Here is a 26,678-nt window from a genome sequence, read left to right as displayed (position 1 = left end):
GCGCCTCTATAACTGTTCAAGCCATGCTTCATCTTGGATTTCGATTTCCAATTCTTGGGCCTTGGCCAACTTGCTACCTGCATCCGCTCCAGCAATAACCAAGTCCGTTTTCTTGGAAACACTGCCAGCAACATTGGCTCCTAGACGAAGAAGTTTTTCTTTAGCTTGTGTTCGTGTTAATGTTTCTAATTTTCCTGTTAAAACAACTGTTTTACCCGATAGGACTGCATCTGCAGCCACTTTTTCACCAAGGTAGGCCAAGTTAACTCCAGCTTCTTCTAGCTCCTTCAGCAGGATCTGTGTCCCTTCTTGGGCAAAATAGCTGTGCAGGCTTTTAGCAATCACCATGCCAAGACTATCAATGCTGGCAATCTCTTCTTGCTCTGCCTGAGCAAGGCTTGGAATATCATGGAATTTCTCCAGTAAAATCCTACTGGCCTTGCTGCCAACATGGCGAATACCTAAGCCAAACAAGAGTTTTTCAGCTGAGTTTGACTTAGAAGCCTGAATAGCATTATATAACTTATTAGCTGATTTTTCCTTAAAGTTCTCTAACTGGAGTAAATCCTCGATGCTTAAGCGGTAAATACCAGCCACATCTCGAACCAAATCCTTGGCAAAGAGCTTTTCAACTACTGCCGGTCCTAGACCACTAATATTCATAGCATCACGACTGGCAAAGTGCGCCAATCCTTCCATGATTTGGGCAGGACAGAGTGGATTGATACAACGTAAGGCAACCTCATCTTCAAAGTGGAGCAAATCGCTCTGGCAACTCGGACACTGGCTTGGTACATCCAAGTGTTCATCTGAAACACGCTTGCTTTCTACCACACGCAAGACGGCTGGAATGATATCTCCAGCTTTATAGACAATAACTGTATCATCTTTGCGAATGTCCTTTTCCCTGATGTAATCAACATTGTGTAGAGTCGCACGACTAACAGTTGTCCCTGCCAACTGAACTGGTGTTAAATTAGCTGTAGGTGTTACTACTCCAGTCCTACCCACTGTCCAGTCTACAGATAAAAGCTGGGCTTCCTTTTCCTCAGCTGGAAACTTATAAGCGATGGCCCACTTAGGCGCCTTAACAGTAAAACCAAGTTCTTCTTGCGCAGCCAAATGATTGACCTTTATGACAATACCGTCAATCTCATAAGGAAGACTGTCCCGCTCCTGACCAATCTTTTCGATAAAGTCCCAGACTTGGTCTATAGTACTAGCCAGTACCCGTTTTTCATTAACAGAAAAGCCAAGTTGACTCAGTTTTTCAAGGACATCTTCCTGAGTCGCTTCAGTTGTCGGGTTTGCTTCTTGGTAAAGGAATGTCGCTAGATTACGCTTGGCCACAACTGATGTATCCAGCTGTCTCAAGGTTCCTGCTGCAGCATTTCTTGGATTGGCAAATTCTGCCTCCCCATTTTCCTGACGAAGCTGGTTTACCGCATCAAAAGATGCCTTTGGCATATAGCATTCCCCACGTACTGTAATAGTCAAGGGTTTTGGTAAGGTCAAAGGAATATCCTTGACACGCTTGAGATTCTCCGTAATGTTCTCACCAATGGATCCGTCACCACGAGTCGCTCCTGCTACCAAAATACCATTTTCATATGCCAGGGAAATAGATAGACCATCAATTTTCAGTTCACAAAGGTAGGACGCATCTGGAAATTCTTTTCTTACTCGTTCATCAAAGGCAACTAATTCTGCACGCGAAAAAGCATCCTGCAAACTATAGAGAGGATACTGGTGTTGGTATTTTTCAAAACCATCTAAAACTTTTCCACCCACTCGGTGAGTTGGGCTTTCTGGTAAAATCTCGTTTGGATATTGCTCTTCCAATGAAACCAGTTCCCTGTATAGCTGATCATACTCACTATCTGACACACTTGGCGCATCTTTTGTATAATATTCATGAGCATAACGATTGAGCAGGGAAACTAACTCAGACATTCTATCTTTCATACTCTTATTTTATCATAAATATCTCTATTCGCCCTATTTTTTCCCTTAAAAAGCGAAGAAAAAGGCCTATCAATCAAAGTTTCTCTTAGCCTTAACGGCAACAAAAAAGGCCTCAGATTTCACAAACCTAATAAGCCTTTTCGTTTTTATTGGGTTAGGTCAATGCGCTTACTGATTTTATCAATCAAGATAGCTCCGACAAGTAGAGATGCACATTCTCCAATAGCTGTTGTAAACCATGTAAGTAAGAATGGTGCTCCAGTAACAATATTCAATTCAATAGCAATTGTCACCATTGAAATCGAAAAGAAAATTGAGAATAAAAAGAAGTCTTTTCGAAGCCAACCGTTGAGCAGATAGCCCGGCTTAACTTTGCTGAATAGGACAACCCCAAGAGTTAGAAAAACTAAAGTTGAACCCCCTCCGACAAAAACATCTAAGATACCAAAGCTAAAGAAATTGGAAATCATACAACCGATTGTTACACCAATAATGTATTTACGATTGTAAAAGGCCATAAAGTTCATCATTTCAGAAATTCTAAACTGATAGGCACCAAAGCTGATCGCATTGAAGGGTGGTGTGATTGTAAGTGCAATGTAAATAGCTGCTACAAGAGCAATTTGCACCATATCACGGGCAGTTAATTTTTTCATCAAATTCTCCTTTAGCGGTTTTACCGCGTGTAATATGCTTGGCGAAAGAAGCTAAGCGCCAAGGGTTGCTAGGAATAAGAAGAAAGACAAGCCTCTCCCTTACAAACTCGGCAACTCAACTAGTATAGCATAAATATTTGAAATATGATAGACTATCTTTATGAAATCCTTAATAAAAAAATTCTTTGATAATGAGATTCTATCCTATCTCTTTTTTGGAGTGGCAACAACAATCGTTTCTGTTGCCAGCCGTATGCTCTGCTATGAAGTGACCGGAAACGAAATACTAGCTACGATAATCGGTGATGTTCTCGGTATTCTCTTTGCCTTTGCGACCAATGACACCATCGTTTTTAAGCAAAAAAGAAAGGGCTGGCCTGCTAGATTAGTCAAGTTTTTCACAGCTCGATTGGCTACGATGGGTTTAAATTTACTCTTGACCTTTATCTTTGTGACTAGCTTCCCGCAGATTATCGGCCAGTTTGTTAATCATAATATCAAAATGGTCAACACCATTGAAACCCTTATCGCTCAGGTGCTTATTATTGTTCTCAACTACGTTTTCAGCAAACTCTTTGTCTTTGAGAAAAAGAACTAAAGACCTCGGAAAGAGCTCCATGGAGGCAGAAATGAACTTAAAATTTGAAAATGGTGACTCAGCTAAAAGAGAAGAACTGAGAAACTTACTCAGAACCTATAACCGCTCAAAAAGAGAACCGTCAGAAAGCCAAGCTCTGGACATTTATTTAGAGGATGAAGAAGGAAATCTCATAGCTGGCTTGACCGGAGAAACTTTTGGAAATTGGCTTGAAATCGAATATCTATTCGTGAAAGAAGACCTTCGTGGGCAAGGTATTGGATCAAAAATTTTGGATCAAGCTGAAAAAGAGGCTCGAGTCAGAAACTGTACCTATTCATTCGTCAATACCTATCAGTTTCAGGCGCCTGATTTTTATAAAAGACATGGATACCAAGAAGTATTTACCTTAAAAGAATATCCTTATAGCGGAAAGAGGTACTATTTTACGAAAGACTTAGGACCTGAGAACTGATGATAAGGGTGGCATTCTGGCAACTATTTATAAAAAAAGGATCCACCCTACATAAATTAATCTGGACCAGATAATTCTGATCCAGATTTTTTGTTTTTAAATTTCCAGATTGGGATGTTCAGCAGTCAGATGGGTGATTTCACCTTTAACGCCAAAATACTCTTCAATCAAGGTCTGGAGTTCTGACATCGCTGCTTGGGCACGCGTTGCCTGCTCTCCATTGATAGCCTCAATGACCAAGATAGCATCCTTGGTCTCCTCTGTTAGCATGCTACGCTGGGCTTCTCGCCAGTTAAGGCAACGGCAGACAGCTCCCTCTTCATCATAGTAGATGATTTCTTCTGGCAATGCCGGCGCGTCACTCTCAGCGCCCAATGGGAAAAAGGCTTCCCCACCCTTGGCTTTTCCTAAATAAAGACCTCCGACAATCTTATCCAAATCCTCACCGCCACAAGGAACTGCATAAGAAAGCGAGACACTGTTGTAGATATCAACCAAAGGATTGATTGGCTGGAACCCTCGCCCCTGACTGACCCGCTTAAGCAGAGCTTCGATAGAGGATCGTGCTCCTTTCTTGGTCTTGAATTTGCTGAAGGCCTGCCGCCACTCTTGAATGACTTCATTTTGAGTGAAGTTCTCATCTAAGATAAAGTCCTCAGCTCGTTTCGCTCCCTTATCCAGCAGGGATTTGAAATATGGATCCTTACTTTCATCCACTCGATTATCCAGTCCTTTGACTACTAAAACACTAATCTGAGCTTCTGGAAATACTTGCCAAAATTCATGTTCAACTGTAACTTTCATGATGCACCTCTTTAATCTTAATAGTTTCTTTTTTGTCCTTTTTTGACTGCTTCCCAGTCACCTGTGATGTTTTCACGCACTCGTACCAGCATTTTCTCCAAGGCTTTAACTTCCACCTGAGAAAAGCCCTGCAGGGATGTCTCTTCAGAATAGTTATTCTCCGCTAGGATAAAAGGATAAAGTTTTTCTCCTTTTTCCGTCACAAACCATTCCTTGTTCTTCTTGTTTTCCTTAGCTGCCTTCTGCTGGACCAAGCCCTTGGCCTCTAGCTTCTTAACAGAACGGGCAACCGTTGAGCGATCCACCTTGAGCAGCTCCGATAGCTCCTCTTGGATAATTCCTGGATTCTCCGCGATTCTTACCAAATAAAGATATTGCCCCCGCGCCAGCTCTATGTCACGGAACTCAATATTAGCAATGGAATCCAAAGCTCGGGCGATAATCCCAATTTCCCGCAATACTGACATATCCCCTCCTTTAAACTTTTATTTGAATCTATTATACCGCTTTTTATTGCAAATGCAATAAAAAAGACTAAAAAAGAAAAGAGGAAAATTCCTCTTTAAAAAATCAATATCAAAATCCTTACAAGTAAAGGAGTTTCTTATTCTTATTAAGATTAGTAATGATACTAGAGAAAAATGCAGAATTCAGTTCTTGACCATCCGTTAGGTTGCCCTTTAGCTAGTTCTTCTTTTTAAAGGAAAAACTTCCTATTCTATCTAATTGAAACTCGGATTCAGAACAACTTTGAATACTCGCATTGAGAATAGCACCGATAATCAATATTTTAGAAACAATGATAAACCATAACATAATGATGATCACAACTACTGATCCGAAAAAACGGACATTAATAAAGTGGTGCATGTACGCTTCTAAATAGACACTAAATAAATTTAGTAGGCCAAAGAGAATTCCCACTACAAAGATGGTCCCTGGTAAGACGTACCGAAGTTTGTTTATCTTAACATTAGGCAAAAGATAATAGAGGGCAACTAAGGTTAGAAAGAGAACCAGGAAAACAAGTCCCTCAGTTATAGTAGTGATTTGTCTGTAAAAAGAGACATCTAAATCAAAAACATTGTAAACCACAGTTAAAATACTTCGACCAAAAACAGATAGAATCATGGAAAGGATCAAGAGTATCTGTAAACCAATACTCACCACAAAACTAAACAGGCGGTTTCGAAGCAGGCCATGGCCTTTTGTGACACCGTAAGCCTTATTAAATGCCTTTTGCAAAAATGAGATACATTTGGAAAAAGCCCAGAGAGCTGATAAGATGGAGAAACCGAGTAAACCAGAAGACGGCTGACCAAAAACGGCTCTCACAGCTTTAGCCACCATGGGGTAAAGCGAATCTGGTAGTATTTCGTTTAACAAATTCAAGAGAGCGTCCGTTTGAACTTGAAAATAGGGTAAAATATTGGCTAAAACCAGCAATAAAGGAAGGGCCGAAATCAAAAAATAGTAGGCCACAGCTATACTGGTCATACCTATTTCAGACTTATCATAAAAGCCTATAAAAGCCCGTAAAAACTGCTGTTGTTTCAGTTTTTCAACTATTTTTTTCATGAGCTTCCTTTCTAAAACTAGGGCAAAGGCCCATCATTTATTTCTCTTTGATTTTCTAGTAGCAAGGTTCATTTCTTGCTACTAGTCTCATTCTATACCAGACAAAGTTAAGAGGCTAGGAACGCCTTATCCCAACCTCCTATGTTTTTTAATAAGTTCCTTCTTCACCCTGACTGGTCAAAATCACTGGACCGTCTTTGGTGATGACAAACTGATGTTCGTATTGGCAAGATAAGCCACCATCTAAGGTTTTATGAGCCCAGCCAGTTTTAAAATCAGTGTCAATTTCCCAAGTACCGGTATTGATCATTGGTTCAATGGTTAATACCATTCCTTCTCTTAAGCGCAAGCCACGTCCTGCACGTCCATAGTGGGGTACCATTGGTTCCTCGTGCATAGTTGGACCAACTCCGTGACCAACCAAATCTCTCACAACACCATAACCATGACTTTCAGCGTATTCTTGGATTGCTGCACCAATATCTCCAATTCTATTACCAACTTGCGCTGCTTCGATTCCTCGGTAAAGACATTCTTTGGTCACATCCATGAGTTGCTGTGCTTCTGGACTGACTTTCCCAACTGCATAAGCCCAGCAAGAATCCGCAATACCGCCACGAAAACTTTCTGTGTATTTTTTTACTTCTGAGACCTTATTAAAATCCAGTTTTGAAACATCTAATTCAGCCTTATCAACCAATCCGACAACCATATCTACACAGATAATGTCACCTTCTACCAGCTTTTGATGACGGGGAAAAGCATGAGCCACTTCATCATTTAGAGAGCAACAAGTAGCATACGGATAGTCCATGATGCTACCTTCTACACCAATCTGTAAGGGCAAAGCATTTGCTTCTTTACAGCGTTTGCGGACGTATTCTTCAATATCCCACATATCGATTCCTGGCTTAATCAAGTCTCTCAAACCTCGATGAATAGAAGCGAGAAACTCCCCACTTTTTGCCATTAAGTCAATTTCGCGTTGCGATTTTATTGTAATCATTCTTAGATTTTATTCCTCTTCTTAGTTTATTTTCACTGTCATAGTCGCTTTAGCTACTAATTGATGGTCTAAATAGACATCGTAATCTATAATTGCTGAACGTCTTGTTTCATGCACCACACGGGACGTCAAAGTCAAGTAGTCATCCAATTGAACAGCCTGTAAAAAGTATATCACCATCTGTTCAATAATTAAACTTCGTCCATTAGAAGCTACCAGCTGATGAGTTGCAGTATTTAAGATTTCTGTTAGAACTCCATGCGATAAAACCCCGTTATTTTCCAGCATAAAAGGCTCTACTGTAAAGGAGAAACCATTAGCGTTCTGGACTAACTTCTGAGCAATCTGGTCGCTGAAGGTAGGTAGACTCGATACCTGCTCCCGGCTCATTTTTTCCAAAATATCCCGCCGAGTAATGACTCCTAGCAAGGTTTGATTACTCCGTATGACAGGAATCATCTCAAAATCTTCTGCAATCATCCTTTGACTAATATTGGCAATATTCGTCTTCAAACCTGTCATAAAAGGATTTTTTGTCATGATTTTATCAAGATTTGTATGGGGCGATTTATCTCCTGCATCCCGCATTGTCACTACTCCAACTACCATTTGATGTTGGTTAATGACCGGAAAGCGACTGAAACGATTTTTACGCACCAGCTCCAAATAATCACGAACTGTATCCGTTTCCCTTAAAAAGCCATATTCATGACTGGAACGATAGACCTGTTCAACTGTTAAAATATCTGTTTTTATTTGAATATTGGAAAGCGCACGATTAATGATTGTCGCTACTGTATAGGTATCATGCTGGGTCCGCATGACCGGGATTCCCATCTGATCTGCAAGAGTTAAAATATCCTCTTCAACTCGAAATCCCCCTGTAACCAAGACAGCATTTTCATTCTTTAGAGCTAAGCGTTGAATTTCTGTCCGGTCTCCGACAATCAAGAGACCTCCTTCAGTCAGATAACGCATAATATTTTGCTCTGTCATGGCCCCAATGGAGAACTTACTGAATTCCTTATCTAAACCGGCCTGTCCAGCTAATACTTCTGAGCGAGTAATTTCAGCGATTTCATGATAGGTCAAATGCTCTAGAACAACTTTTTTAGATTTCACTCGAACAGTACCGCTACGAGGACGAGTCTCAACCAAGCCTCTGTTTTCAGCTTCCTTAATCGCTCGGTATGCCGTTCCATCACTAACACCTAGATAGTTCGAAATACTACGAACACTGACTCTTTTACCAATAGGAAGTTTCTCCAAATAAGCGATAATTTCCTGGTGTTTACTCATAAAAATCACCTCTTTCATAGCGAAATTCGATATAGTCTCTCATCTTGCGTGTATAGCGGTCACTTCCTTTAAATTGCCGATACATTCTAAAACCTGCCTTTTGAGCAACACGCTGACTAGCTAGATTTTCCTGATGAGTGACTATGCTTAGCCTTTTTAGGTCAAATTCGCTAAAAGACAGAAAGAGAATCTCTTTGACACACTCGGTCATTAGTCCTCTTCCCCAATAATCCTTTTTTAAAAAATAGCCCAGTTCAGCTTCTTGCTTAATTTCATCTAACTTTTCAAATTTGATAGAACCGATCATTTGCTGGCTTTCTTTATCACAGATTGCCCAAACACCAAGAGGATTCTTCATAAAAAAGTTAGCCACTACATACTGGCTCTCCTGCAGACTGGATTGGCTTGGAAAGATAAACTCCAGATTCTGTGGATTAGAGGCTATGGCATAGAAATCTTCTGCATCCTGGTAAGAGAAGGGTCTTAGTAGCAGGCGGTCCATTTCAATAAAAGCAAATTCAGCTAGTTTTGTCCAAATATTCATAAGCTACCTTTAGACAATACTTTCGTATATATCCTATTCTTGTATCCTTACGCTTCTTCTACCAACTCAATATCGGCACCCAAATTTTTCAGCTTCTCAATAATATTAGAATAGCCACGAAGGATAAACTCAATATTGGTAATCTCTGTCCGGCCATTAGCCATCAAACCTGCAATAACCAATGCCGCTCCCGCGCGTAAGTCAGTAGCTTTTACAGCAGCACCATGTAGCTGATTTGGTCCTTCATAGATAATTTGATGACTGGTTGATGAGATTTTAGCTGTCATTTTAGCAAGCTCAGGCACATGATTAATTCTCTTCTCATAAATCGTATCCATTATCATGCCCCGTCCTTTGGCTTTCAACAAAAGCGGAGTGATTGGTTGCTGTAAGTCAGTAGCAAACCCTGGATATGGAGCAGTTTTAATATTGATAGCTCTGAGTTCTCTTTGCTCTTCAACATAAATGCTGTCTTCTGAGACAGTCATTCTAACACCCATTTCTTCTAGCTTAGCGATAAAACCTTCCAAGTGCTCATACAAGACATTATTAATCTGAACCCCTTGGCCGACTGCTGCTGCCAGTGAAATGTAAGTCCCTGCTTCGATTCGATCTGGAATAACCTGATGACGAGTCCCATGAAGCTTATCTACACCTTCGATTGTGATAATATCTGTACCAGCACCACGAATATGGGCACCCATATTATTCAAAAGAGTAGCAACATCAATAATTTCAGGTTCACGGGCTGCATTTTCAATAACTGTCCGACCGGATGCTCGAACAGCAGCTAACATAGTATTAATCGTCGCACCGACACTTACTGTATCCATGTAAATGCTTGCTCCTCGCATGCGTCCAGTCTCGGCTTCCAGATGCATGGCATTACCTTCTTGAGTCATCTGAGCTCCCATAGCTTCGAAAGCTTTCAAATGAAGGTCAATCGGACGCGGTCCAAGGTCACATCCACCTGGAAGACCGACTGTTGCTTTTCCAAAGCGCCCTAAAAGACTTCCGTAGAAATAATAGGAAGCGCGGAGGCTATTGATTTTACCATAAGGCATCGCCATACTTTGAACCTGACGTGGATCAATCTCAAGACTGTCTCCATCTCGCTTCACACTAGCTCCCATGGTTACCATGATATCAATCAAGCTATCAACGTCTGAAATAGCTGGCACTCCATCTAAAGTCACAATGCCATCTGCCAAAATAATAGCTGGAATTAAAGCTACAACACTATTTTTTGCACCACTAATCGTAACCTCACCTTTTAAAGGACGGCCACCATTTATCACTATTTTTCTCATTTTATTTCTCTCTCAAGCTTTTTCATACATAGAATTCCTATCTATTATATCACAGATACCTGTTTTTGCCTATTCTTTTCGTAAGACAGAGATTTTAAAAAGAGAGAAGACTCTTTCTTCTCTCTTGAATAACAGTTAGGTAAACTGGCACTTTTTAGAATGACCTATTTCATATTTTGTTTCTTTATCAGCATAGCCAGGTCTAACAGACGTTAGATGAGCTCATCTTCCCCAATTTCAAAGGCTTCCAAGATTTTCTGGATTTGATCAAAACCAAGTCTAAAATGCTCCAGCTTGTGGCCATCTGATCCCACTGAAAAGCGCTGGCCACCCAGCTCCTTGACTAGAGAAAGAGCGTAGATATAGAGTTCCTCGTGACCATATAGATACATGGATTTGCAGTTAAGCTCAAAGGCCAGACCATAATCAATCATCTTTTGAAAAAGATGTCGCAGCTCTGGTTCAAAAGTTTTTAACTCCTCTACAGTAAGCGCAAATTTGCGGAAACCGTAGTCAAAGTGAGCAAGTACATCTGCTGGCACAGCCTCAATAGCCTCCTCTAACTCTCTCAGATAGGAGGGAATTAACTCCGTCTTATCCAGCTGCAAGACTGGCTCTTCCAGATAGTCAAAACTGCCATTGTGGTGGACAGACAGGAGCTTGAGGTCATAATCCTTGTCCGCTAAGAAAGCGAGGATATCGTCTTTACGCGGAGCGAAATAGCCAATTTCAATGCCCTTTTTGATGCGGTTGCCATATTGCTGGTTCAGCTCTGCTATTTTTGCTGAATAGGCCGCATAGTCAGGCACATCATCGTGGGGCGAGGCAGCTTCGTAGGGGTAGGGGTTGGACAAATCATAGTGCTCGGTGGTGACAATCTCGCCCTCATAATGGTCCAGATAGTCACAGAAATCTGCCTCAGAATCATAGGAAAAATAGGTATGAAGATGGTTGTCGCGCATGCTGGACCGCCTTTCTGCAAATCTTGTGTCACTTTAGTATTGGTCAATTTCAGGTCGGTCGTGAATCCGACTCTGCTTGCCCTGACGAGCTTGGAGGACGGCCTCTACCTCTTCCAGACTGACGCCAGTCTCGACGAGAGCGACCGCCAGATGGTAGAGCAGATCAGCTGTCTCATTTGCCATCTCGTCCTTGTTAGCATTTTTAGCCGCAATGACCACTTCTGTCGCTTCTTCACCGACTTTTTTGAGAATCTTGTCCAGCCCCTTGTCATAGAGATAGCTGGTATAGGAGCCTTCCTTAGGCTCTTTTTTGCGTTTGAGGGCTTCTTGATAGAGAGTTTCTAGCATAGTATCTCCTTGTTACTGTCCTTATTTTACTATAAAAAGCAATTCTTTCCAATGGCAGGCTGGTTTCTTGATGCTGACTTCTTAGTTTTATATTTGCATTAACCAAGTACAAAAGTAAAGCAAGGGAGCTTTTAGTCAGTTTTGCTGTCTTCTTCATCCCAGATTATATGGAAAAAGCAGGATTTAGAACCAGTGTGGCAGGCTGCTCCCAGCTGATCTACCTCGATCAGCAAGGTATCTTGGTCGCAATCAGCTGTGATTTTTTTGACAGTCTGGTAGTGGCCGCTGGTGGCTCCCTTATGCCAAAGCTCCTGACGCGATCGGCTCCAGTACCACATCTGACCACTAGTGCGAGTCAGATGGTAGGCTTCTTCATTGAGATAGGCCAGCATGAGGACTTCTTTGCTGGTGTGGTCTAGGATAATGGCAGGTATAAGACCGCCTTGCTTTTGAAAATCTAACTTCACTTTTGTCATCAGATACGCACCTCCAATCCAGCTGTTTGCATGGCTTTTTTGGTCTCTGAGATGGAGACCTGCCCATAATGGAAAATCGAAGCTGCTAAAGCACCTGTCGCTGCAGTCTTTTCAAAAACTTCTAGGATATGCTGGCTACTGCCAGCACCACCAGATGCGATGATAGGAACGGAAACCACTTGGGAGACGGCTTCCAGCATAGGCAAATCAAAACCAGACTTGGTTCCGTCCTTGTCCATACTGGTCAGAAGAATTTCCCCCGCTCCAAGACTGACAGCTTCTTGGACCCAGTCTAACAGGTCGCGACCGCTGTCCTTGCGGCCGCCAGCCAGATAGACATGCCAGCTGCCATCCGCTTCTTTCTTAGCATCCACGGCCAGCACCACACATTGGCTGCCGAATTTCTCAGCGCAATCAGCCAAAAGCTGAGGATTTGCCAGCGCCGAGGAATTAACTGCAACCTTATCTGCCCCAGCCTGTAGCATCCGCTTCATATCCTCAACCGTGCGAATCCCACCCCCGACGGTAAAGGGAATAAAAACCTGTTTCGCCACGCGCCGGACCATCTCGACCGTCGTGTCCCGCTCCTCATGGGTGGCGGTGATGTCCAGAAAGACCAACTCATCGCAGCCTGCTTCATAGTAGGCCTTGGCCGCATCAACCGGATCACCAACATCAGTCAGATTGACAAAGTTGATGCCCTTGACCACCCGGCCGTCCTTGACATCCAGACAGGGAATAATTCGTTTTTTCAGCATGGCTAGCCCCTTTCTGCTTCTTTGATCTGATCCAAGCTAATTCGTCCACTGTAATAGGCTTTGCCCACAATGGCACCAGCCAAGCCCAGTTTTTTCAGCTCCTTTAAATCATCCGCTGACTGGATACCACCAGAGGCAATGACATGAGCATGCTTAAGGGACGCCAGCAATTTTTGGTAATGCTGGATATTGGGGCCAGTCAGAGTCCCGTCTCGGTCCACATCTGTATAGACAAAGAGACGGACGCCGATTTTTTCCATGGCCAGCGCAAGGCTGATATAGTTCTGATTGCTGGTTTCCAGCCAACCCTCAGTCGCAACTAGACCCTCTTTCGCATCAATGCCAATAACGATTTTGCTACTTCCAAAGCGCTCCAGCGCAGCCTCAACAAATTCAGGATTCTTAACAGCCATGGAGCCAATAATGACACGGTCAATGCCAACCGCCAGGTAATCTTCAATCTGCTCCAGACTGCGAATGCCGCCACCGACTTGGATGGCTAGGCCAGTCTCCGACTTAATCTGGGCAATCAAATCTCGATTGGCCGCCCGACCTTCTAAGGCCCCGTCCAAGTCAACCACATGAATCATGGTAACGCCCGCTTCTTTGAAAACTCGGGCTTGCTCCAAGACATCGGGATTGACTACCGTCTTCTGACTAAAATCCCCTTTAAAAAGGCGGACGGCCTGGCCGTCTTTGATATCAATAGCGGGCAGTATTTTCATAGACATACTCCTTAAACTTCTCTAGGATACCGAGGCCAACAGCACCAGACTTTTCTGGGTGAAACTGGCAGCCAAAAACCGATCCTCTGTGAATCATGGCTGGGATTAGCCGCCCATAATCAGCCGTCACATCCAAGTACTCCTCCGGAACATCTGTATAGTAGCTATGGACGAAATAGACTGACTGACCCTCAAGACCAGCTGTCAAGACAGACGACTGCTGGACCTGTAAGTCATTCCAGCCCATGTGAGGCACAGGCAGACCAGCCTGATCCGGAATCCGACGGCAAACACCAGGAATCAAACCCAGTCCAGAGCTTTGACCATTCTCCAATCCAGACTCCAGCAGGAGCTGCATGCCTAAGCAAATGCCCAAGAGAGGCTTGCCATCGGCCACAGCCTGCTGGATAACTGACACCAGCCCTCGCTTTTCCAACTCCTGCATGGCAGTAGGAAAAGCACCGACACCTGGTAAAATCAAACCATCGGCTGTTAAAATTTCCTGCGGATTAGCTGACAGGCGTGCTTCTACTCCGACCTGAGCCAGAGCACGGAGGACATTGGCAGTATTTCCCGCGTCATAATCAATAACAATCATCATCTCTACATCAACTCCTTTCACTCAGAAGGGCAAGCTAGAGCAAGCCCTTGGTGGAGTTGACTCCATGTATCTCTGGATTTATGGTAATAGCCTCCCGCAGAGCTCGGCCAGTCGCTTTAAAGAGGCTTTCCGCCTTGTGGTGGCTGTTCTTGCCATGAAGGATTTTCAGGTGCAGATTCATCTGCAGATTAAAGGCTAGGGCTTGGAAAAATTCCTCTACTAGCTCGGTGTCAAAATTCCCAAGCTTGGGATTGTCAAAATCCGCCTCAAAGACCAGATAGGAGCGACCGGATAAGTCTAGACTGGCCATGCCCAGCGTTTCGTCCATGGGCACAAAGCTAGTGCCGTAGCGGTTGATGCCGGCCTTGTCTCCCAAAGCCTGACGCAGGGCCTGTCCTAATACGATACCCACATCCTCGACCGTATGGTGGCTGTCCACCCAAAGGTCGCCTTCAGCCTTGACCGTCAGAGAAATCCGACTGTGGCGGGCAAAAAGGGTCAACATGTGGTCAAAGAATCCGACACCAGTCTCAATGGCTACCGGCTCCTGTTGGTCGAGATTGACAGCCAATTCAATATCGGTCTCCTGTGTTTTACGCTTGATTTCAGCTTGTCTCATGGCAACTCCTTTTATTTTTCCTGTCTGCGGGCTTCGATGGCCTTGGCATGTCCCTGCAGGCCTTCTGCATAGGCCAGACTAGTAATATCCTTGTCAGCTGCCCCTACAGCAGCACGGCTGTACTGGGTGTATTGGATGCGCTTGATAAAGTCATAGACACCCAGAGCTGATGAAAAACGGCTGGTGCTGGTCGTCGGCAAAACGTGATTGGCTCCCGCATAGTAGTCACCGATTGGCTCGCTAGTATAATGCCCCAGAAAGACAGAGCCAGCATTTTCAACCTGATCCAGATAGCTGTAGGCATCATCCATGGCAATCTCCAAATGCTCAGGTGCCACCTGATTCATGAGCTCAAACATGGCTTCCTTAGAAGGCGCAAGGATGATGCGACCGTTGTTCTCAATCGAAGCACGCGCGATTTCCTCCCGCGGTAGCTCTTTTAGCTGTCTGTCCAGCTCTGCTTCGACTTGGTCTGCCAGCTCCTCCGAGTCGGTCACCAGAATAGCCCGAGCCAGCTTGTCGTGCTCGGCTTGTGACAGGAGGTCAGCTGCCACATAGACTGGACTGGCTGAACGATCCGCAATGACCCCAATCTCCGAAGGTCCGGCAATCATGTCAATTCCCACGACACCATAAACCATCTTCTTGGCTGTAGCCACAAAGATATTGCCCGGACCAGTTATTTTATCCACCTTGGGAATAGTCTCAGTCCCATAAGCCAGAGCTGCTACACCTTGGGCTCCGCCAATTTGGAAAATCCGATCCACACCAGCCAGCTTGGCTGCGACCAAAATCGCTGGAGTAAAGTGCTCTTGGGGCGGTGTAATCATGATGATTTCCTTGACACCGGCAATCTTGGCTGGGATAACATTCATGAGTACGGAGGACGGATAGGCTGCGGTGCCACCAGGTACATAGGTGCCAACCCGCTCAATTGGCCGAATTAACTGACCACGTACAACGCCCTCGCTTGGACTATCCTCAAAACCAGTCTCCAACTGCTGGCGGTGGTAGGATTCGATATTGATTTGGGCATTTTTCAGAGCGGCCAGGACCTCTGGATCAATCTCCTCGAAAGCCTGGTCAATCAGCTCCTGCCCAATCTCAAAGTCTGTCACCTCAACCTTGTCAAAAAGCATGGTATAGTCTCTTAAAGCTTGGTCACCGTATTGTTTGACCGTTTCAATAATCTCAGCCACCGCTTCTTCCACATCTAAGTTCTGCTGACTAAGCTGCAGCTGCTCTTCGTATAAAATCCGTGAAATTTCTTCGTTACTTCCGCTTAAACGCTTGATAATTGTCATTTAAAAGCCACCTCTCTTCTTCCTACTAGGGATTCAATCTTTGCCACAAAAGGCATGATATCCGGGTTATTTTTCAGGGAAGCCTGATTAGCAATGAGCCGGGCTGACACCCGACAAATGTCTTCAAAAACCAGCAGGCCGTTAGCTGACAAGGTATGCCCCGTCTCCACAATATCAACAATGGCATCCGCCAGACCTAGGACCGGTGAAATCTCCACACTGCCTTGGATGGAGATGATTTCCACATCTTCTCCTTTTTGATTAAAATAATCAGTCGCCACTGTCGGATACTTGGTCGCAATCCGCTTGCGCTTGTGATCATGAGGGTCATAGCTGGGAACCGAGGCCAGTGAGAATTTACAAAGGCCAAAGTTCAGATCCAGCAGCTCCAGATAGCCAGTCGGATGCTCAAAAAGAATATCCTTGCCGACGATGCCCAGATCAGCGACTCCATGACGCACATAGGTCGTCACGTCAGGCCCTTTGACCAATAGAAAGCGAAAACGACTGTCTGGACTTTCAAAAATCAAGCTGCGCCCCTTGTCTGCCATGAAGGACATATCAAAGCCAGCCCGGGTCAAGAGCTTGACCGTATCTTCCTCAATCCGCCCCTTGGTCAGGGCAATGGTAATCTGACTCATCTGCTGTCACCTTCCTTTCCGCCCTCGTCCGGCAGGTCATCATGAATGGCCTGATAGACACTGTCAATGTCAAGGGACCAGCCGATAGCTGTCAGCTCTGTTGCCCCGAAGCGCTTGAAAAGCTGGTCATAGCGACCACCAGATAGAAAAGCATCTGGCACTCGGTCGCCAAAGACCTTGAAGGTCAATCCAGTATAGTAAGGCATGGTCGCTACCTGCCCCAAGTCCATGGTTGTCTGATCCAGCAAGCCTGATAGGCTCTGCAGAACCTGCTCTACATCATCTAAAGCCATCAATATCCGCTCGTTGTCAACTATCTCTCTAGCCCTGGCTAAAACCTGTTGGCTAGGGCCGAACAGATGGGGCAGCTCCTGCAAAAAAACATCAAATCCACTCGATCTGGTCTGGGTGAATTCAAAGAGTCCCGTCCTATTTTTCTTACGAATATAATCTAGCAGCTGGGCCTCCTCCTGCGAATCCAAGGTCAAACTCTCTAGGATTGTCTGCAGGATTGCTGCATGGGAAAACTCAAACTGATAAGACTTAACCTGCGCCAAATCCAGCGACTGCTTGGCTGTCTTGATAGCCTCAAGTACTGCCTCGCGAGCTGGATAGCCGATAATCTCAATACCAGCTTGGCTGAGCTCATTGGCAAGACCGCGCAGCTCTTCTTGATAGTGAAAGACCTTGCCCGAATAGGAAAACTTGGTCGGCGTATGCACCCTGGTCGAAGCAATAACCCGACCAATCTGGCTGGTCACATCTGGCCGTAGCACCAATAGCTCGCCTTTTTTATCGAAAAGATGATAATGATGGGGCTCCACATGGTCACTAAAGACCTCAAAGTGCTCCAAAGTCGGTGTGTCAATCCGATTGAAGCCCTGAGCCATCAGAAAATCACTAATGTCCCGCTCAATCTCGTAGGTCACACGCGCTCTCTTGAAAAGCTTGTCGTGCATGCCAATCGGAAGGGTGATTTTATTCATAGGCTGCTTTCCTTTCTTGCTCTATTTTTACACTGGATGGCTTTGAGTCTAACTCTCAGCTACTGCAAATGTCCTTGATAGCTGCCAGGACTTTTTCCATCTCCTCTCGCCGTCCGATAGAGATGCGCAGGAAATCCTTGATTCGTTCTGCTTTTGGAAAATACCGCACATAAATCCGACGCTCCTCTAACTGCTGAAAAAGCTCTGCTGCAGAAATTCCACTAGGCTGGGCTAAGACAAAGTTGGTCTGACTAGGCAGGACTTGGAAATCCAGCGCAGACAATTCCCCAGCAAACCAATCTCGGGTCTCTTGTATGGCTCTGCCAGTCTCCAGATAATAATCCCAATCTTCCACCGCAGCAAGGGCCAAGCGCTCTGCCAACAGATCCACCGAGTAAGGATTAATGGAGTCCTTAACAGCTTTCATGACAGCTATTAAGTCTGGATGACCGATACCGTAGCCCACTCGCAGACCAGCTAAGGCAGCATCCTTGGAAAAGGTCCGTGTGATAAAGAGGTTGGGATAGGTGTCTAGCAGAGGCAGGGCAGATTGACCGCCAAAGTGAATGTAAGCCTCATCCACCACCACTACCGCATCCTGATTGGACGCCAGAATTTCCTCTAACTGATTCAGCGGTAGATAAATCCCCGTTGGGGCATTGGGATTGGCTAGGATAATGCCACCATTATCTCCAAAATAATCTGACGGATGGACCTCAAAATCAGCTGTCAGTGGGATTTCTCGAAAAGGCACTTGGTAGAGGTCTGCCCAGACCTTGTAAAAACCATAGGTCAAGTCCGGAAATAAGACCGACTCGTCGCTATTAAAGAAAGCCAGAAAAGCCATGGACAAGATGTCGTCACTCCCGTTACCGATAATGAGCTGGTCGGGTGATACACCCAAATTTGTAGCCAAAGCCTGACAGAGCTCCGCCTGATCCAAACTGGAATACTTGCGCAACTCCTGGGCATCAAAGTTCTGCAGGGTCTCTGCCACCTTAGGACTTGGTCCATAAGCATTTTCATTGGTATTGAGCTTAATCATATCTGGCTCATTGGGCTGCTTCCCCGCTACATAAGGATTGATCTGCCTGAGACCTTTTAGCTTAACCATTTTGCCACCTCTCTTTCACACACTAGCCATTATCTGACTCTGATTATCTTTTAGAACTTCCAATAAATGAAAGACGAAATTTACCGCTTTGCTAAAGAAAAATAGGGGAATCTTCTAGTTTAAATATAATAAAAAGCCCTCGCAAAAAAACTTTGCAAGGACGTTGACACGTGGTTCCACCTTTATTCGGACCCCAGTCGCCTGAGGACCCTCTGGGAGTACGAGACTCCAGATTGATAACGGTAATCAGCCGTCGGACACTAGTCTTGGTCTACTGACAGATTTCGCACCCGCACTCAAGAATGTGTCGTCTAAGGATTGGATGCCGTCTCACCAATAGGCACTCTCTGTTTCTTGTCTTAGACTTTTTCTCTCATCGCTTTCAATTTATTGTTGAATATTCTACATGAATTTTAAATAAAAAGCAAGAGAAAAATGAAAATTATTAATTTTATTTGTATTTTTAAAACATACTATCGTTCTTTTAGCATGGAACTGGACAAATCCAGCAGACTAATCGCTGTTTCAAAATGCTCCCCCATTAGGTCATAGACAGCATCTTCGCTTAAGACACCGCAAGCTATATTTTCAGGGAAATCTGGACTATTTGAGTATTCTAAATCATCAAAAAATTCCTGACCAGTATAGTAGTCCCTCAGCTGGATATAATCTGACTGGCAGCGCTCCAGTTGATCTAGAGCTTTCTGAGCATCTGCTAGGACTTGAGCATATTTATTCAGACGTTCTTCCATTTTTTGAATTCGTTCTAACTGCTCCATCTAATTTTTTCCTTTCTGAAATCAACCAACCAATCAGTCCACCTGAACAACCTGTAGTTGTTCACCTCCCAGCAGAATCAAATATTTTTCAATCCGAGAAATACCATATGAACGACTGAGAGCTTGAGCATATAGGTCAAGCTGACTATGGTAGCGAGCTATCAACTCAGATGCTTCCTTATATTTATCCGTCTTGTAGTCAAAGAGGATAATTCGGTCTTCAAAGAGCAAGTAGCCATCCAGAATCCCCCGAAGAACAAATTCCTGACCACTGATTTCGTCCCTCTTAAGCATGGCAAACGGTGCTTCTCTATGCAACTTATCTGAGTTAGCTAGCAAGATTTCACCAAGCTGACTCTCAAAGAAACTTGCAATCTTGTTGAGGTCAATCTGTTTTTTCACCGACTCTTCTGCTTGAACTTGTCTTAGACTTAATTTTAAAACTGCCATGTCAGGCTTCTGATCTAAAGGAATCCTTTGCATAAGCTCATGAACAGCACTACCGACTTGTGCCCCAGTCACTTTGGCTTTCCTGCCGAAATCAGGTAAGTCAAAGTTAGGCTGAGGCCGAAATGCTACTCGCTCATCCATGATATCCAGGCCTTCTGTGTCCATGATTGGCTCATAAAACTTCTTAATCTGGCTTGGTGTTCGCACACTAGGCAGCTCAATGGCAGAGCGATATTGGCAATTTAGTCGATCTACACTTTCTAAAATATCCAGAGCCCTGCCGATATCTTCAGACTGACGGTTGTCTGTCAAATCATCCGCATCAAAGGGATTTGAATGGTGGATCTGGCCAATCTTGTCAGCAGTCAAATCTTCGTCACTGACAAATCTCAAATCAAAAGCAAGCTGATCTTCTGAAAAAACAGCCTGGATAGCATAAATCCAATCTTGGAAAGAAGTTAGCTGACTACGTATGGAAGCCGATAAAAGCCCCAGTTCTGCCTGCCCCCAGCTTCGCTTCTCAAGTTTTTCTTGACTGCCTTTTCCAACCAAGTAAAGCTTGGTTTCAGCCCGTGTCATGGCTACATAAAGCAAGCGCATCTGCTCAGAAAGACTAGCTAGCTTGATTTCTTCTAAATTTTGTTGGAAGGGGAGAGTATCCATTGACAAACGGATTGATCTCGGTTTCACTTCTTCTGGATATTCAACCTCTACATCAGCGATATATTTAATCCCAATCCCATTTTTACGACTCAAGATAATGCTAGAACTGGTATCTTGGCGGTTAAAGGCTTTGTCCATATTAAGCAGAAAGACATACTTGAACTCTAGTCCCTTACTCTTGTGGACTGTCATCAGATGAACCGCATCTTGTGGTGCAGCATAGGGAACGCTAGCCAAATCGTGCTGGTTCTCTAAAATCTTATTAATCATGCTGATGAATCGAGACAACCCTTTAAAGCTTGATTTCTCGTAGTCATTAGCTCTGAGTGAGAGGGCATAGAGATTTGCTTGACGCTGGGCTCCATTGGGCAAGGTACCAACATAGTCATAATAAAAGCGGTCTTGATAAATCTTCCAAATCAGATCGTACAAAGAATGAGTTTTAGCAAAGGTTCTCCACGATAAGAGCGTCTTTTGAAAGAGAACTAACTTCTTTTTAAGGTCTGGCAAGATTAAGTCTGGATGCAATCCTTGATTAGTCAAGGCATTTTCTAACTTCTCATAGAGATTTTCCTGCGATTTTTCCTGACTTTTCTGTAGCGCTATTCGAGCCAGCTCATCTTCTCCAAAGTCAAACATTGCTGATTTGAGTAGGGCTGTCAAGGCATAGTCATTTAAGGGATTATTGATCGTTCGCAAAGTGTCCAGCATGACCATGACCTCGACAGATTGGAGGTAATTGTCTTCTCCTCCATCTGGTACAAGAGGAATATTGTGCTTAGCAAACTCATCCAAAATTATATCATTTCGAGTCCGAGAAGCCGTTAAAAGAGTAATGTCCTTAAAGGCAACCGCTTCTTCCTCATGCAGTCGAATGATTTCCTTGATAACTAGAGACACTTCTCCAGCAGAGATGCTTTCCTCGCTTAGTTCCTCGCTTGCTACCGTCGAATCATAAAGGAGGAATTCAGCCCTATTTTTTGGATTAGGTGATGCTTTCGTCGGATTTCCCGCCACCAAATAATGGGTCTCATCATAGTTGATTTCCCCGACCTGCTCATCCATCAGTCTCTTAAAGACATCATTGGTTGCTTCCAGTACCTCTACATGACTACGGAAATTCTCCTTGAGGACAATCAGTTTCCCTTGGCTCGGATCTGCTTGATAAAGCCGAAACTTATCATTGAAAATCTGGGGATCTGCTTGACGAAAACGATAGATGGATTGTTTGATATCCCCCACCATAAATCGATTATGGCCGTTAGATAGGAGCTCCAACATTCGCTCCTGGGTATGGTTGGTATCCTGGTACTCATCGACCATGACCTCGTGGTAACGCTCCTGATAAAAGCTTCTTACCTGTGGGAAGTCCTCTAAAATCTGTATCGCAAAATGGCTGATATCCCCAAACTCAAAAGCATTCTCTGTTTTTTTTCGCTCCAGATAAGTTCGAGTAAAATCACTCATGAAATCGCGCAGCAAATCTAAGAGAGGCAGACTATCATCCTGATACTTCTCAAGGAACTCAAATTGATAGATGCTGGACTCAAGAGCTCGCAAATGCTCGATTCTTTCTTTACGTCCTTGATTAAAGGTATCAGCCAGCTCTTTTAATTCTTCCTTGCGAGTAGTGATGGTCAAGGCTCGGCCACCGCTAGCCCGTGATAGAAGAACCACGTCTTTTAAGACACGGAAATAGTCCTGCTCAGAGGACGATTCCTGCAAACTCCCCAATTTATCTAGCGCAAGCAACACATTTTCTTGGTATTTAGCTCCCGCAAATTCACGTCCCTCATGATCCAAGTGAAAACGGAAAAAATCTTCAAGGTCAAAAAGAGCACCTTTCACTTGCTGTAAAATTTTGTCTCTCTCGCGAGAAAAATCTGTCTCTTCATAGCCTTTAAGGAAAAAGTCCTGCAACCATCTCTGAGGATTGCTGGTTGATTGGAGAAACTGGTAAATGGCGTAAACTTGCTGGCGAAAACCAGAGGTGTTCTTTTTCTTGCCCGTGAAATTTTTGACTAACTTTTCAAAAATATCCTTCTGATCACCAGTATAATATTGTTCAAAAAGCTGCTGAAAGACTTCATTTTGTAGCATAGTTTGCTCACTAGCTGACTGGAGAATACGAAAATTTGGGGCCAGGCCCAGGAGATAACCATACTTGTTGAGAAGCTTTTGTGTAAAAGAGTCCATGGTCCCAATATCAGCCGTGGCAATAGCCGCTAACTGCTGGGCTAGGTGTTGTTTAAGTTCTTCATCCTGACTTTCTTTGAGGACTTTACTTAACTCTTTTTCTAGACGCTCCTTGAGTTCTCCAGCCGCTTTTACGGTAAAGGTTGAGATGAAGAGTTCCTGGACGGACACTCCACGGAGAATCTGGTCAATAATCCTCTGAACCATGACAAAGGTTTTCCCTGACCCAGCTGATGCAGAGACTAGGATGTTTTGACCTGAGGAATAAATAGCCTCAATCTGCTCAGCAGTTCGTTTTTGTTCCTTATTAGAAGTGGCTTCAAAATGCTGTAGCTGACTGATTTCTTCTGGGCTTAAAAAAGACTTCTTCCTCATTTTTTCAACTCCTCCCTCATCTTTTCTATCCATGCTTGGCGCAGTTTCTCACCAACTGGACGTTTTTCAAATTTACTCAAATCTAATTTATCTAACTGTCTGGCTTGGCCTAGGTGGCGATTGGCTTCAAAGCCTGTAATAGCCTTAAACTGATCGACATAAGGTGCTATATTCCGGCCATTTTCTGTATAGGGATTAACCTCAAAGTGACCAGCCAGAATGCCTTTAGCTACTTTTTTATAGAGAATTTCATTATAAGCTAGTAAAATAGCCAGTTCTTCTTGACTGAGACTATTAACCTTGCTCTTTTCATAAACAGGACCCAAAGAGGCCAGCTTATCTGCTAAAAAGAGTCCCTTGTACTGCATGGTTTTCGCAACTTCCTTGACCGCATCTCCTAGCTCTTTGGTATCTTTAAGGGCAACAATAGGCTCTGTCATTTGCAAGTACATGGCACCGAAAAGATCTCTACCTTCCTGCTGACCTTGGAGTTCCTGGATAGCCTCTAGATAAGTCGGAAGCTGAGAATTCAGACCATTAAAGAATTTTTCATAGCTAAACTTAGTCTCGCTAGACTTATAGTCCACGACTCCCATACTCCCATCAGCTAGCAATCGGTCAATTCTATCCACCTTGCCTCGAACACTAACAGCTCTGCCATCTTCCAAGATAAGGAAAGGCTCTTTACTGTTCCCAAAGACTGTTTCTTCTCCAATCGTTTCAATCCCAGCTGACTGAGCCAGAACTTGACCAGTTGACTTAGCAGTATCTAGTAGCAATTGACGAGTAAAGAGACTCTCGCTAGATTCATTGTATAGACTTTCAAATTCAGTCTCCCGCATGGTTTCGTCTATTGCCACTTCTAGTCGCTGGTCAAAGTCTCGACTAGTATTCTCCTGAAGTACTTTCTCAAAAATTCGATGCAGAAAATTTCCGTGGCTTCTAGCATCTGGATGAATAGTCCACTCTTCCTGTAATCCTAAAATATATTTGATGAAATAGCCATATTGATTTTTGAAGTATTCGTTTAAAGCAGAGGCTGAAAGTCGGAGAGGCTGATCTTTTGGATAAAGAGCTTGCAGAGTTTCCGGTTGCAGAGACTCCGTTTTCAGTTCCTTGCTGATTTGCGGAATACTGATGCCTTCTGCTGCTAACTTCTTGCGGAGAACCCGCACAGCCACCGCCCAAAAAGTTTTCTCCTCTGCTGTCCACTCTCGGTCAATCTCCTCTTGATGAAGCTCGATGATCTGAGACAAGAGAGCTCGGTAGCTACCAATATCGTCACTGGAAGCCTGAGGCTTTTTGACAATGATGGGCAAGGACAGCGGTGCTGCAGTCAATTCCAATAGATAGGTCGACATGCTGTCCTCTACTTCATTGACTAAGGCCGGCGCAGACAAGACCAGCTCTTTGGTAGCAGAATTCATCAGCGACAGCGCTGTGTAGCGATTCTTCTTGAGATTTTCTGAGCTAGCAATCTGCAGTTCCGCCTGAGAATCCGTTGCGTCATTGAGCCGAGCCCGATCTTCATCACTGAGCAAACTCTTGTTTTGCGCGATTTTCGGAAAACGCTCTTGAGTCAGTCCGATTGCATAGACGTAAGGAGCGGCTAAAGGTTCTATCAGGTCATAAGACTGGACCTTGACCACATCTACCGTCGCCGGTACTGTCCGATAGTTGGACAAAAGCATGCCTGAGAGGACCAAGGCCAGAAAGTCGTCTAGTTTGACCTTACTATCTGCAAAAACCTGAGCAAACTGCTCTAAGACATGGCTGAAAGCCTTCCAGACTTCCTCATGACGCTCCTGCTCCTGCTGACTTTCTCCCTGCAGCAGAGCTGTCAAATTGTCAGACAAACGAGCTGCTTGTACGAACTCCGTAAACTTAGCTAAGAGTCCCGATGCCGTCTGGCTGCGGGATTTGAAAAAGTCTTGCAGCGGAGTCATGACTCGGCGACGAATATGATTGAGACAGTCTAGGTCAAATTTCCCTTGGCTATTGGCCGTGAAATCCTTGGCTAGCTTGCCTGCCCCCTTAATGTCCGCAAAGCGCAGATATTGCTCAAAATGATCCAGCTCTTCTTGAGTCAAATCGCCATAGAGCCCCGTCTTTAAGAGATTGAGCAGGTCTTCCAGTTGGAAATTATAGCGTTTTAGCCGCTCCAAAGATTCGACAAACTGGACCAGCGGATGCTGCGCCATCGACTCACTCCGACCCAGATAGTAGGGAATCTGATATTGGTCAAAAATAGTCTTGAGCTGAAGCTGGTAGGCTTCCACATCTCCCAAAAGCAGGCGAATATCCTTATAACGCGCCCCATCATGAACCCGCTGTCGGATGGACTTAGCCACATACTCCAGCTCTTCTTTCTGATTCATAGTAGCCCAGATTTGAAGCTGGGAGCGGTCTAGATCACTCAGACTCACCGTTGATTCTGAAAAGTCATAACGACTCTCCAAGATCTTGGAAATCCGTCCAAAGGCATCTTCTGCTTCCGCATGAGGGATATAGTCAGGCTTGACCTGATAGTCCTCGGCCAGCTTTCTCAGAAAATCCACGCTGGCCTGATAGAGATTGCCCTCACGAAAGGCTGCTCGATAGGCTTTTTGGCTAGCATAGGTCCCGATAACAATCTCCACACCTTTCCGATGTAGGAGACCGACCAGGTATTCCTCTTCAGCAGAAAAACGCGTAAAGCCATCAATGACCAGAGCTAGATTCTCCAATTCCTCATCTGTATCACCTGACAGAATATGCTGGGCAAAAGTCGCAATCTGAGAGGATGAATCAAAATCACCCTTATTTAGAGCCGTAGCCACAGCTGTAAAAATCTTGACCAGATCCTCCCCCTTCTCAGGCTCCTCAAGAAATTCCAAATCCTCAAAGGACATCTGGGCTGTCTGCAGTTCATGGTAAAGATCCATCAGCTGCTGGATAAACTGGGGATCCTTCTTAATCCTACCATAGACCTTAAGCTCTCCATCATCTAACTCTGTCAAGGTCCGATAAATTAGCATTCCCAGACCAATATCGTCCAAACTCTGCCCTTTCCGGACATCATTGAGGACAAAATACCGAGCCATCTGGGCAAAGCGCGTCACCGTAATAGCAAAGGATGCCTTGTTCTTCAGGCACTCCAAAACCGCCCGCTCCTTCTCAAAAGAAAGCGAATTTGGCGCAATATAAAAGACTCGCTTACCAGCCACCACCAAACTCTCAGCCTCAGCCACTAAAACCTTGGTCAAAGAATGGCGAATATCTGTATAAAGTAATTTCATAGCCTGCCTTTTCCTCTAGAAAATATAGGTTTATTATATCATTTTTGAAGGGATTTGACTCTTAGCTATACACATTCAACTAATCCTTTTTCATCCCCTAACAACTAGATGAGACGTTTTGCATCTACTTATTTTTCCTACTTTTTTAAACAGCAGAAACTTCAACCAGCTTAGAATATTTCAAATGAA

The 26,678-nt window shown here is 44.2% G+C and carries 25 protein-coding genes and 1 riboswitch; of the genes, 2 read left to right on the top strand and 23 right to left on the bottom strand.

The genetic code is table 11. The annotated features are described in order from the left end of the window. Positions 1-6: 6 nt before the first annotated feature. Positions 7-1,965: an NAD-dependent DNA ligase LigA gene (gene ligA, locus PCY09_RS00495; RefSeq protein WP_125397104.1), complete on the bottom strand. Its 1,959-nt coding sequence runs from the start codon at positions 1,963-1,965 to the stop codon at positions 7-9. Between the two features lie 146 nt (positions 1,966-2,111). Further along, positions 2,112-2,621 carry a QueT transporter family protein gene (locus tag PCY09_RS00490; RefSeq protein WP_045635190.1) on the bottom strand — a complete coding sequence of 170 codons (510 nt, stop codon included), beginning with the start codon at positions 2,619-2,621 and terminating at the stop codon, positions 2,112-2,114. Beyond that, positions 2,619-2,753: riboswitch (PreQ1 riboswitch) on the bottom strand. Its footprint overlaps the gene before it by 3 nt. Before the next feature lie 28 nt (positions 2,754-2,781). Here PCY09_RS00490 and PCY09_RS00485 point away from each other — a divergent pair. Then, on the top strand, positions 2,782-3,219 hold the full coding sequence (locus PCY09_RS00485; RefSeq protein WP_125397103.1) for a GtrA family protein: 438 nt from the start codon (positions 2,782-2,784) through the stop codon (positions 3,217-3,219). Between the two features lie 31 nt (positions 3,220-3,250). After that, the gene (locus PCY09_RS00480; RefSeq protein WP_125397102.1) at positions 3,251-3,673 is read left to right on the top strand and encodes a GNAT family N-acetyltransferase; all 423 of its coding nucleotides are present in this window, start codon (positions 3,251-3,253) and stop codon (positions 3,671-3,673) included. Between the two features lie 96 nt (positions 3,674-3,769). On the opposite strand, the gene PCY09_RS00475 is transcribed toward PCY09_RS00480, so the two are convergent. The 21 genes from PCY09_RS00475 to rexB form a co-directional block, all read right to left on the bottom strand. Next, positions 3,770-4,477: a B3/4 domain-containing protein gene (locus PCY09_RS00475; RefSeq protein ID WP_061582968.1), complete on the bottom strand. Its 708-nt coding sequence runs from the start codon at positions 4,475-4,477 to the stop codon at positions 3,770-3,772. 17 nt (positions 4,478-4,494) lie between these two features. Beyond that, positions 4,495-4,944, bottom strand: a complete 450-nt coding sequence (locus PCY09_RS00470; RefSeq protein ID WP_046165389.1) for a MarR family winged helix-turn-helix transcriptional regulator — start codon at positions 4,942-4,944, stop codon at positions 4,495-4,497. A 217-nt stretch (positions 4,945-5,161) separates the two neighbouring features. Then, positions 5,162-6,055 (bottom strand): YihY/virulence factor BrkB family protein, encoded by an 894-nt coding sequence (locus tag PCY09_RS00465; RefSeq protein WP_061586186.1) that lies wholly within the window; start codon positions 6,053-6,055, stop codon positions 5,162-5,164. A 148-nt stretch (positions 6,056-6,203) separates the two neighbouring features. After that, entirely contained in the window at positions 6,204-7,061 is an 858-nt protein-coding gene (locus PCY09_RS00460; protein ID WP_061582970.1) for a methionyl aminopeptidase, read from the bottom strand. A 21-nt stretch (positions 7,062-7,082) separates the two neighbouring features. Then, entirely contained in the window at positions 7,083-8,360 is a 1,278-nt protein-coding gene (spxR, locus tag PCY09_RS00455) for a CBS-HotDog domain-containing transcription factor SpxR (protein WP_061582971.1), read from the bottom strand. Further along, on the bottom strand, positions 8,353-8,904 hold the full coding sequence (locus PCY09_RS00450) for a GNAT family N-acetyltransferase (RefSeq protein WP_125397101.1): 552 nt from the start codon (positions 8,902-8,904) through the stop codon (positions 8,353-8,355). The genes spxR and PCY09_RS00450 overlap by 8 nt, the downstream gene beginning before the upstream one ends. Before the next feature lie 47 nt (positions 8,905-8,951). Beyond that, positions 8,952-10,214, bottom strand: coding sequence for a UDP-N-acetylglucosamine 1-carboxyvinyltransferase (locus PCY09_RS00445; protein WP_125397100.1), 1,263 nt, complete (start codon positions 10,212-10,214; stop codon positions 8,952-8,954). A 212-nt stretch (positions 10,215-10,426) separates the two neighbouring features. Beyond that, the gene (locus PCY09_RS00440) at positions 10,427-11,176 is read right to left on the bottom strand and encodes a PHP domain-containing protein (protein ID WP_045773249.1); all 750 of its coding nucleotides are present in this window, start codon (positions 11,174-11,176) and stop codon (positions 10,427-10,429) included. Positions 11,177-11,209: 33 nt separating this feature from the next. After that, positions 11,210-11,524, bottom strand: coding sequence for a phosphoribosyl-ATP diphosphatase (gene hisE, locus PCY09_RS00435; RefSeq protein ID WP_045773248.1), 315 nt, complete (start codon positions 11,522-11,524; stop codon positions 11,210-11,212). 131 nt (positions 11,525-11,655) lie between these two features. Further along, positions 11,656-12,000: a phosphoribosyl-AMP cyclohydrolase gene (gene hisI / locus PCY09_RS00430; RefSeq protein ID WP_061601348.1), complete on the bottom strand. Its 345-nt coding sequence runs from the start codon at positions 11,998-12,000 to the stop codon at positions 11,656-11,658. After that, positions 12,000-12,758, bottom strand: coding sequence for an imidazole glycerol phosphate synthase subunit HisF (hisF, locus tag PCY09_RS00425; RefSeq protein ID WP_046165381.1), 759 nt, complete (start codon positions 12,756-12,758; stop codon positions 12,000-12,002). Before hisF ends, hisI begins: the two co-directional genes overlap by 1 nt. A gap of 2 nt (positions 12,759-12,760) precedes the next feature. Beyond that, positions 12,761-13,483, bottom strand: coding sequence for a 1-(5-phosphoribosyl)-5-[(5-phosphoribosylamino)methylideneamino]imidazole-4-carboxamide isomerase (hisA, locus tag PCY09_RS00420; RefSeq protein WP_061602059.1), 723 nt, complete (start codon positions 13,481-13,483; stop codon positions 12,761-12,763). Continuing rightward, the gene (gene hisH / locus PCY09_RS00415; RefSeq protein ID WP_061602058.1) at positions 13,461-14,084 is read right to left on the bottom strand and encodes an imidazole glycerol phosphate synthase subunit HisH; all 624 of its coding nucleotides are present in this window, start codon (positions 14,082-14,084) and stop codon (positions 13,461-13,463) included. The genes hisA and hisH overlap by 23 nt, the downstream gene beginning before the upstream one ends. Before the next feature lie 34 nt (positions 14,085-14,118). Beyond that, positions 14,119-14,703: an imidazoleglycerol-phosphate dehydratase HisB gene (hisB, locus tag PCY09_RS00410; protein WP_002912765.1), complete on the bottom strand. Its 585-nt coding sequence runs from the start codon at positions 14,701-14,703 to the stop codon at positions 14,119-14,121. Positions 14,704-14,714: 11 nt separating this feature from the next. Next, a complete protein-coding gene (gene hisD, locus PCY09_RS00405; protein WP_082245466.1) occupies positions 14,715-16,007 on the bottom strand; it encodes a histidinol dehydrogenase in 1,293 nt (430 codons plus the stop codon). Further along, a complete protein-coding gene (gene hisG, locus PCY09_RS00400) occupies positions 16,004-16,648 on the bottom strand; it encodes an ATP phosphoribosyltransferase (RefSeq protein ID WP_061602057.1) in 645 nt (214 codons plus the stop codon). The genes hisD and hisG overlap by 4 nt, the downstream gene beginning before the upstream one ends. Next, a complete protein-coding gene (locus PCY09_RS00395) occupies positions 16,645-17,634 on the bottom strand; it encodes an ATP phosphoribosyltransferase regulatory subunit (RefSeq protein WP_061602056.1) in 990 nt (329 codons plus the stop codon). Before PCY09_RS00395 ends, hisG begins: the two co-directional genes overlap by 4 nt. A 55-nt stretch (positions 17,635-17,689) precedes the next feature. Continuing rightward, the gene (gene hisC, locus PCY09_RS00390; RefSeq protein ID WP_061602055.1) at positions 17,690-18,748 is read right to left on the bottom strand and encodes a histidinol-phosphate transaminase; all 1,059 of its coding nucleotides are present in this window, start codon (positions 18,746-18,748) and stop codon (positions 17,690-17,692) included. Positions 18,749-19,221: 473 nt separating this feature from the next. After that, complete coding sequence (locus tag PCY09_RS00385) at positions 19,222-19,527, bottom strand: DUF4298 domain-containing protein (protein ID WP_061602054.1); 306 nt, start codon at positions 19,525-19,527, stop codon at positions 19,222-19,224. Positions 19,528-19,560: 33 nt separating this feature from the next. Then, positions 19,561-23,211, bottom strand: coding sequence for a helicase-exonuclease AddAB subunit AddA (gene addA, locus PCY09_RS00380; protein WP_125397098.1), 3,651 nt, complete (start codon positions 23,209-23,211; stop codon positions 19,561-19,563). Then, entirely contained in the window at positions 23,208-26,489 is a 3,282-nt protein-coding gene (gene rexB, locus PCY09_RS00375) for an ATP-dependent nuclease subunit B (RefSeq protein ID WP_125397097.1), read from the bottom strand. Before rexB ends, addA begins: the two co-directional genes overlap by 4 nt. Positions 26,490-26,678: the final 189 nt, after the last annotated feature.

Source organism: Streptococcus sp. SG2 (genome assembly GCF_030439925.1).
Classification (GTDB): Bacteria; Bacillota; Bacilli; order Lactobacillales; family Streptococcaceae; genus Streptococcus; species Streptococcus gordonii.
The sequence above is the reverse complement of the archived record's forward strand: the minus strand, read 5'-3'. Positions and strand labels throughout refer to the sequence as shown.

Excerpts from the sequence above, each read along its gene's own strand:
- ligA (WP_125397104.1), bottom strand. The coding sequence starts at position 1,965 with ATGAAAGATAGAATGTCTGAGTTAGTTTCCCTGCTCAATCGTTATGCT.
- PCY09_RS00490 (WP_045635190.1), bottom strand. The coding sequence starts at position 2,621 with ATGAAAAAATTAACTGCCCGTGATATGGTGCAAATTGCTCTTGTAGCA.
- PCY09_RS00485 (WP_125397103.1), top strand. The coding sequence starts at position 2,782 with ATGAAATCCTTAATAAAAAAATTCTTTGATAATGAGATTCTATCCTAT.
- PCY09_RS00480 (WP_125397102.1), top strand. The coding sequence starts at position 3,251 with ATGAACTTAAAATTTGAAAATGGTGACTCAGCTAAAAGAGAAGAACTG.
- PCY09_RS00475 (WP_061582968.1), bottom strand. The coding sequence starts at position 4,477 with ATGAAAGTTACAGTTGAACATGAATTTTGGCAAGTATTTCCAGAAGCT.
- PCY09_RS00470 (WP_046165389.1), bottom strand. The coding sequence starts at position 4,944 with ATGTCAGTATTGCGGGAAATTGGGATTATCGCCCGAGCTTTGGATTCC.
- PCY09_RS00465 (WP_061586186.1), bottom strand. The coding sequence starts at position 6,055 with ATGAAAAAAATAGTTGAAAAACTGAAACAACAGCAGTTTTTACGGGCT.
- PCY09_RS00460 (WP_061582970.1), bottom strand. The coding sequence starts at position 7,061 with ATGATTACAATAAAATCGCAACGCGAAATTGACTTAATGGCAAAAAGT.
- spxR (WP_061582971.1), bottom strand. The coding sequence starts at position 8,360 with ATGAGTAAACACCAGGAAATTATCGCTTATTTGGAGAAACTTCCTATT.
- PCY09_RS00450 (WP_125397101.1), bottom strand. The coding sequence starts at position 8,904 with ATGAATATTTGGACAAAACTAGCTGAATTTGCTTTTATTGAAATGGAC.
- PCY09_RS00445 (WP_125397100.1), bottom strand. The coding sequence starts at position 10,214 with ATGAGAAAAATAGTGATAAATGGTGGCCGTCCTTTAAAAGGTGAGGTT.
- PCY09_RS00440 (WP_045773249.1), bottom strand. The coding sequence starts at position 11,176 with ATGCGCGACAACCATCTTCATACCTATTTTTCCTATGATTCTGAGGCA.
- hisE (WP_045773248.1), bottom strand. The coding sequence starts at position 11,524 with ATGCTAGAAACTCTCTATCAAGAAGCCCTCAAACGCAAAAAAGAGCCT.
- hisI (WP_061601348.1), bottom strand. The coding sequence starts at position 12,000 with ATGACAAAAGTGAAGTTAGATTTTCAAAAGCAAGGCGGTCTTATACCT.
- hisF (WP_046165381.1), bottom strand. The coding sequence starts at position 12,758 with ATGCTGAAAAAACGAATTATTCCCTGTCTGGATGTCAAGGACGGCCGG.
- hisA (WP_061602059.1), bottom strand. The coding sequence starts at position 13,483 with ATGAAAATACTGCCCGCTATTGATATCAAAGACGGCCAGGCCGTCCGC.
- hisH (WP_061602058.1), bottom strand. The coding sequence starts at position 14,084 with ATGATGATTGTTATTGATTATGACGCGGGAAATACTGCCAATGTCCTC.
- hisB (WP_002912765.1), bottom strand. The coding sequence starts at position 14,703 with ATGAGACAAGCTGAAATCAAGCGTAAAACACAGGAGACCGATATTGAA.
- hisD (WP_082245466.1), bottom strand. The coding sequence starts at position 16,007 with ATGACAATTATCAAGCGTTTAAGCGGAAGTAACGAAGAAATTTCACGG.
- hisG (WP_061602057.1), bottom strand. The coding sequence starts at position 16,648 with ATGAGTCAGATTACCATTGCCCTGACCAAGGGGCGGATTGAGGAAGAT.
- PCY09_RS00395 (WP_061602056.1), bottom strand. The coding sequence starts at position 17,634 with ATGAATAAAATCACCCTTCCGATTGGCATGCACGACAAGCTTTTCAAG.
- hisC (WP_061602055.1), bottom strand. The coding sequence starts at position 18,748 with ATGGTTAAGCTAAAAGGTCTCAGGCAGATCAATCCTTATGTAGCGGGG.
- PCY09_RS00385 (WP_061602054.1), bottom strand. The coding sequence starts at position 19,527 with ATGGAGCAGTTAGAACGAATTCAAAAAATGGAAGAACGTCTGAATAAA.
- addA (WP_125397098.1), bottom strand. The coding sequence starts at position 23,211 with ATGAGGAAGAAGTCTTTTTTAAGCCCAGAAGAAATCAGTCAGCTACAG.
- rexB (WP_125397097.1), bottom strand. The coding sequence starts at position 26,489 with ATGAAATTACTTTATACAGATATTCGCCATTCTTTGACCAAGGTTTTA.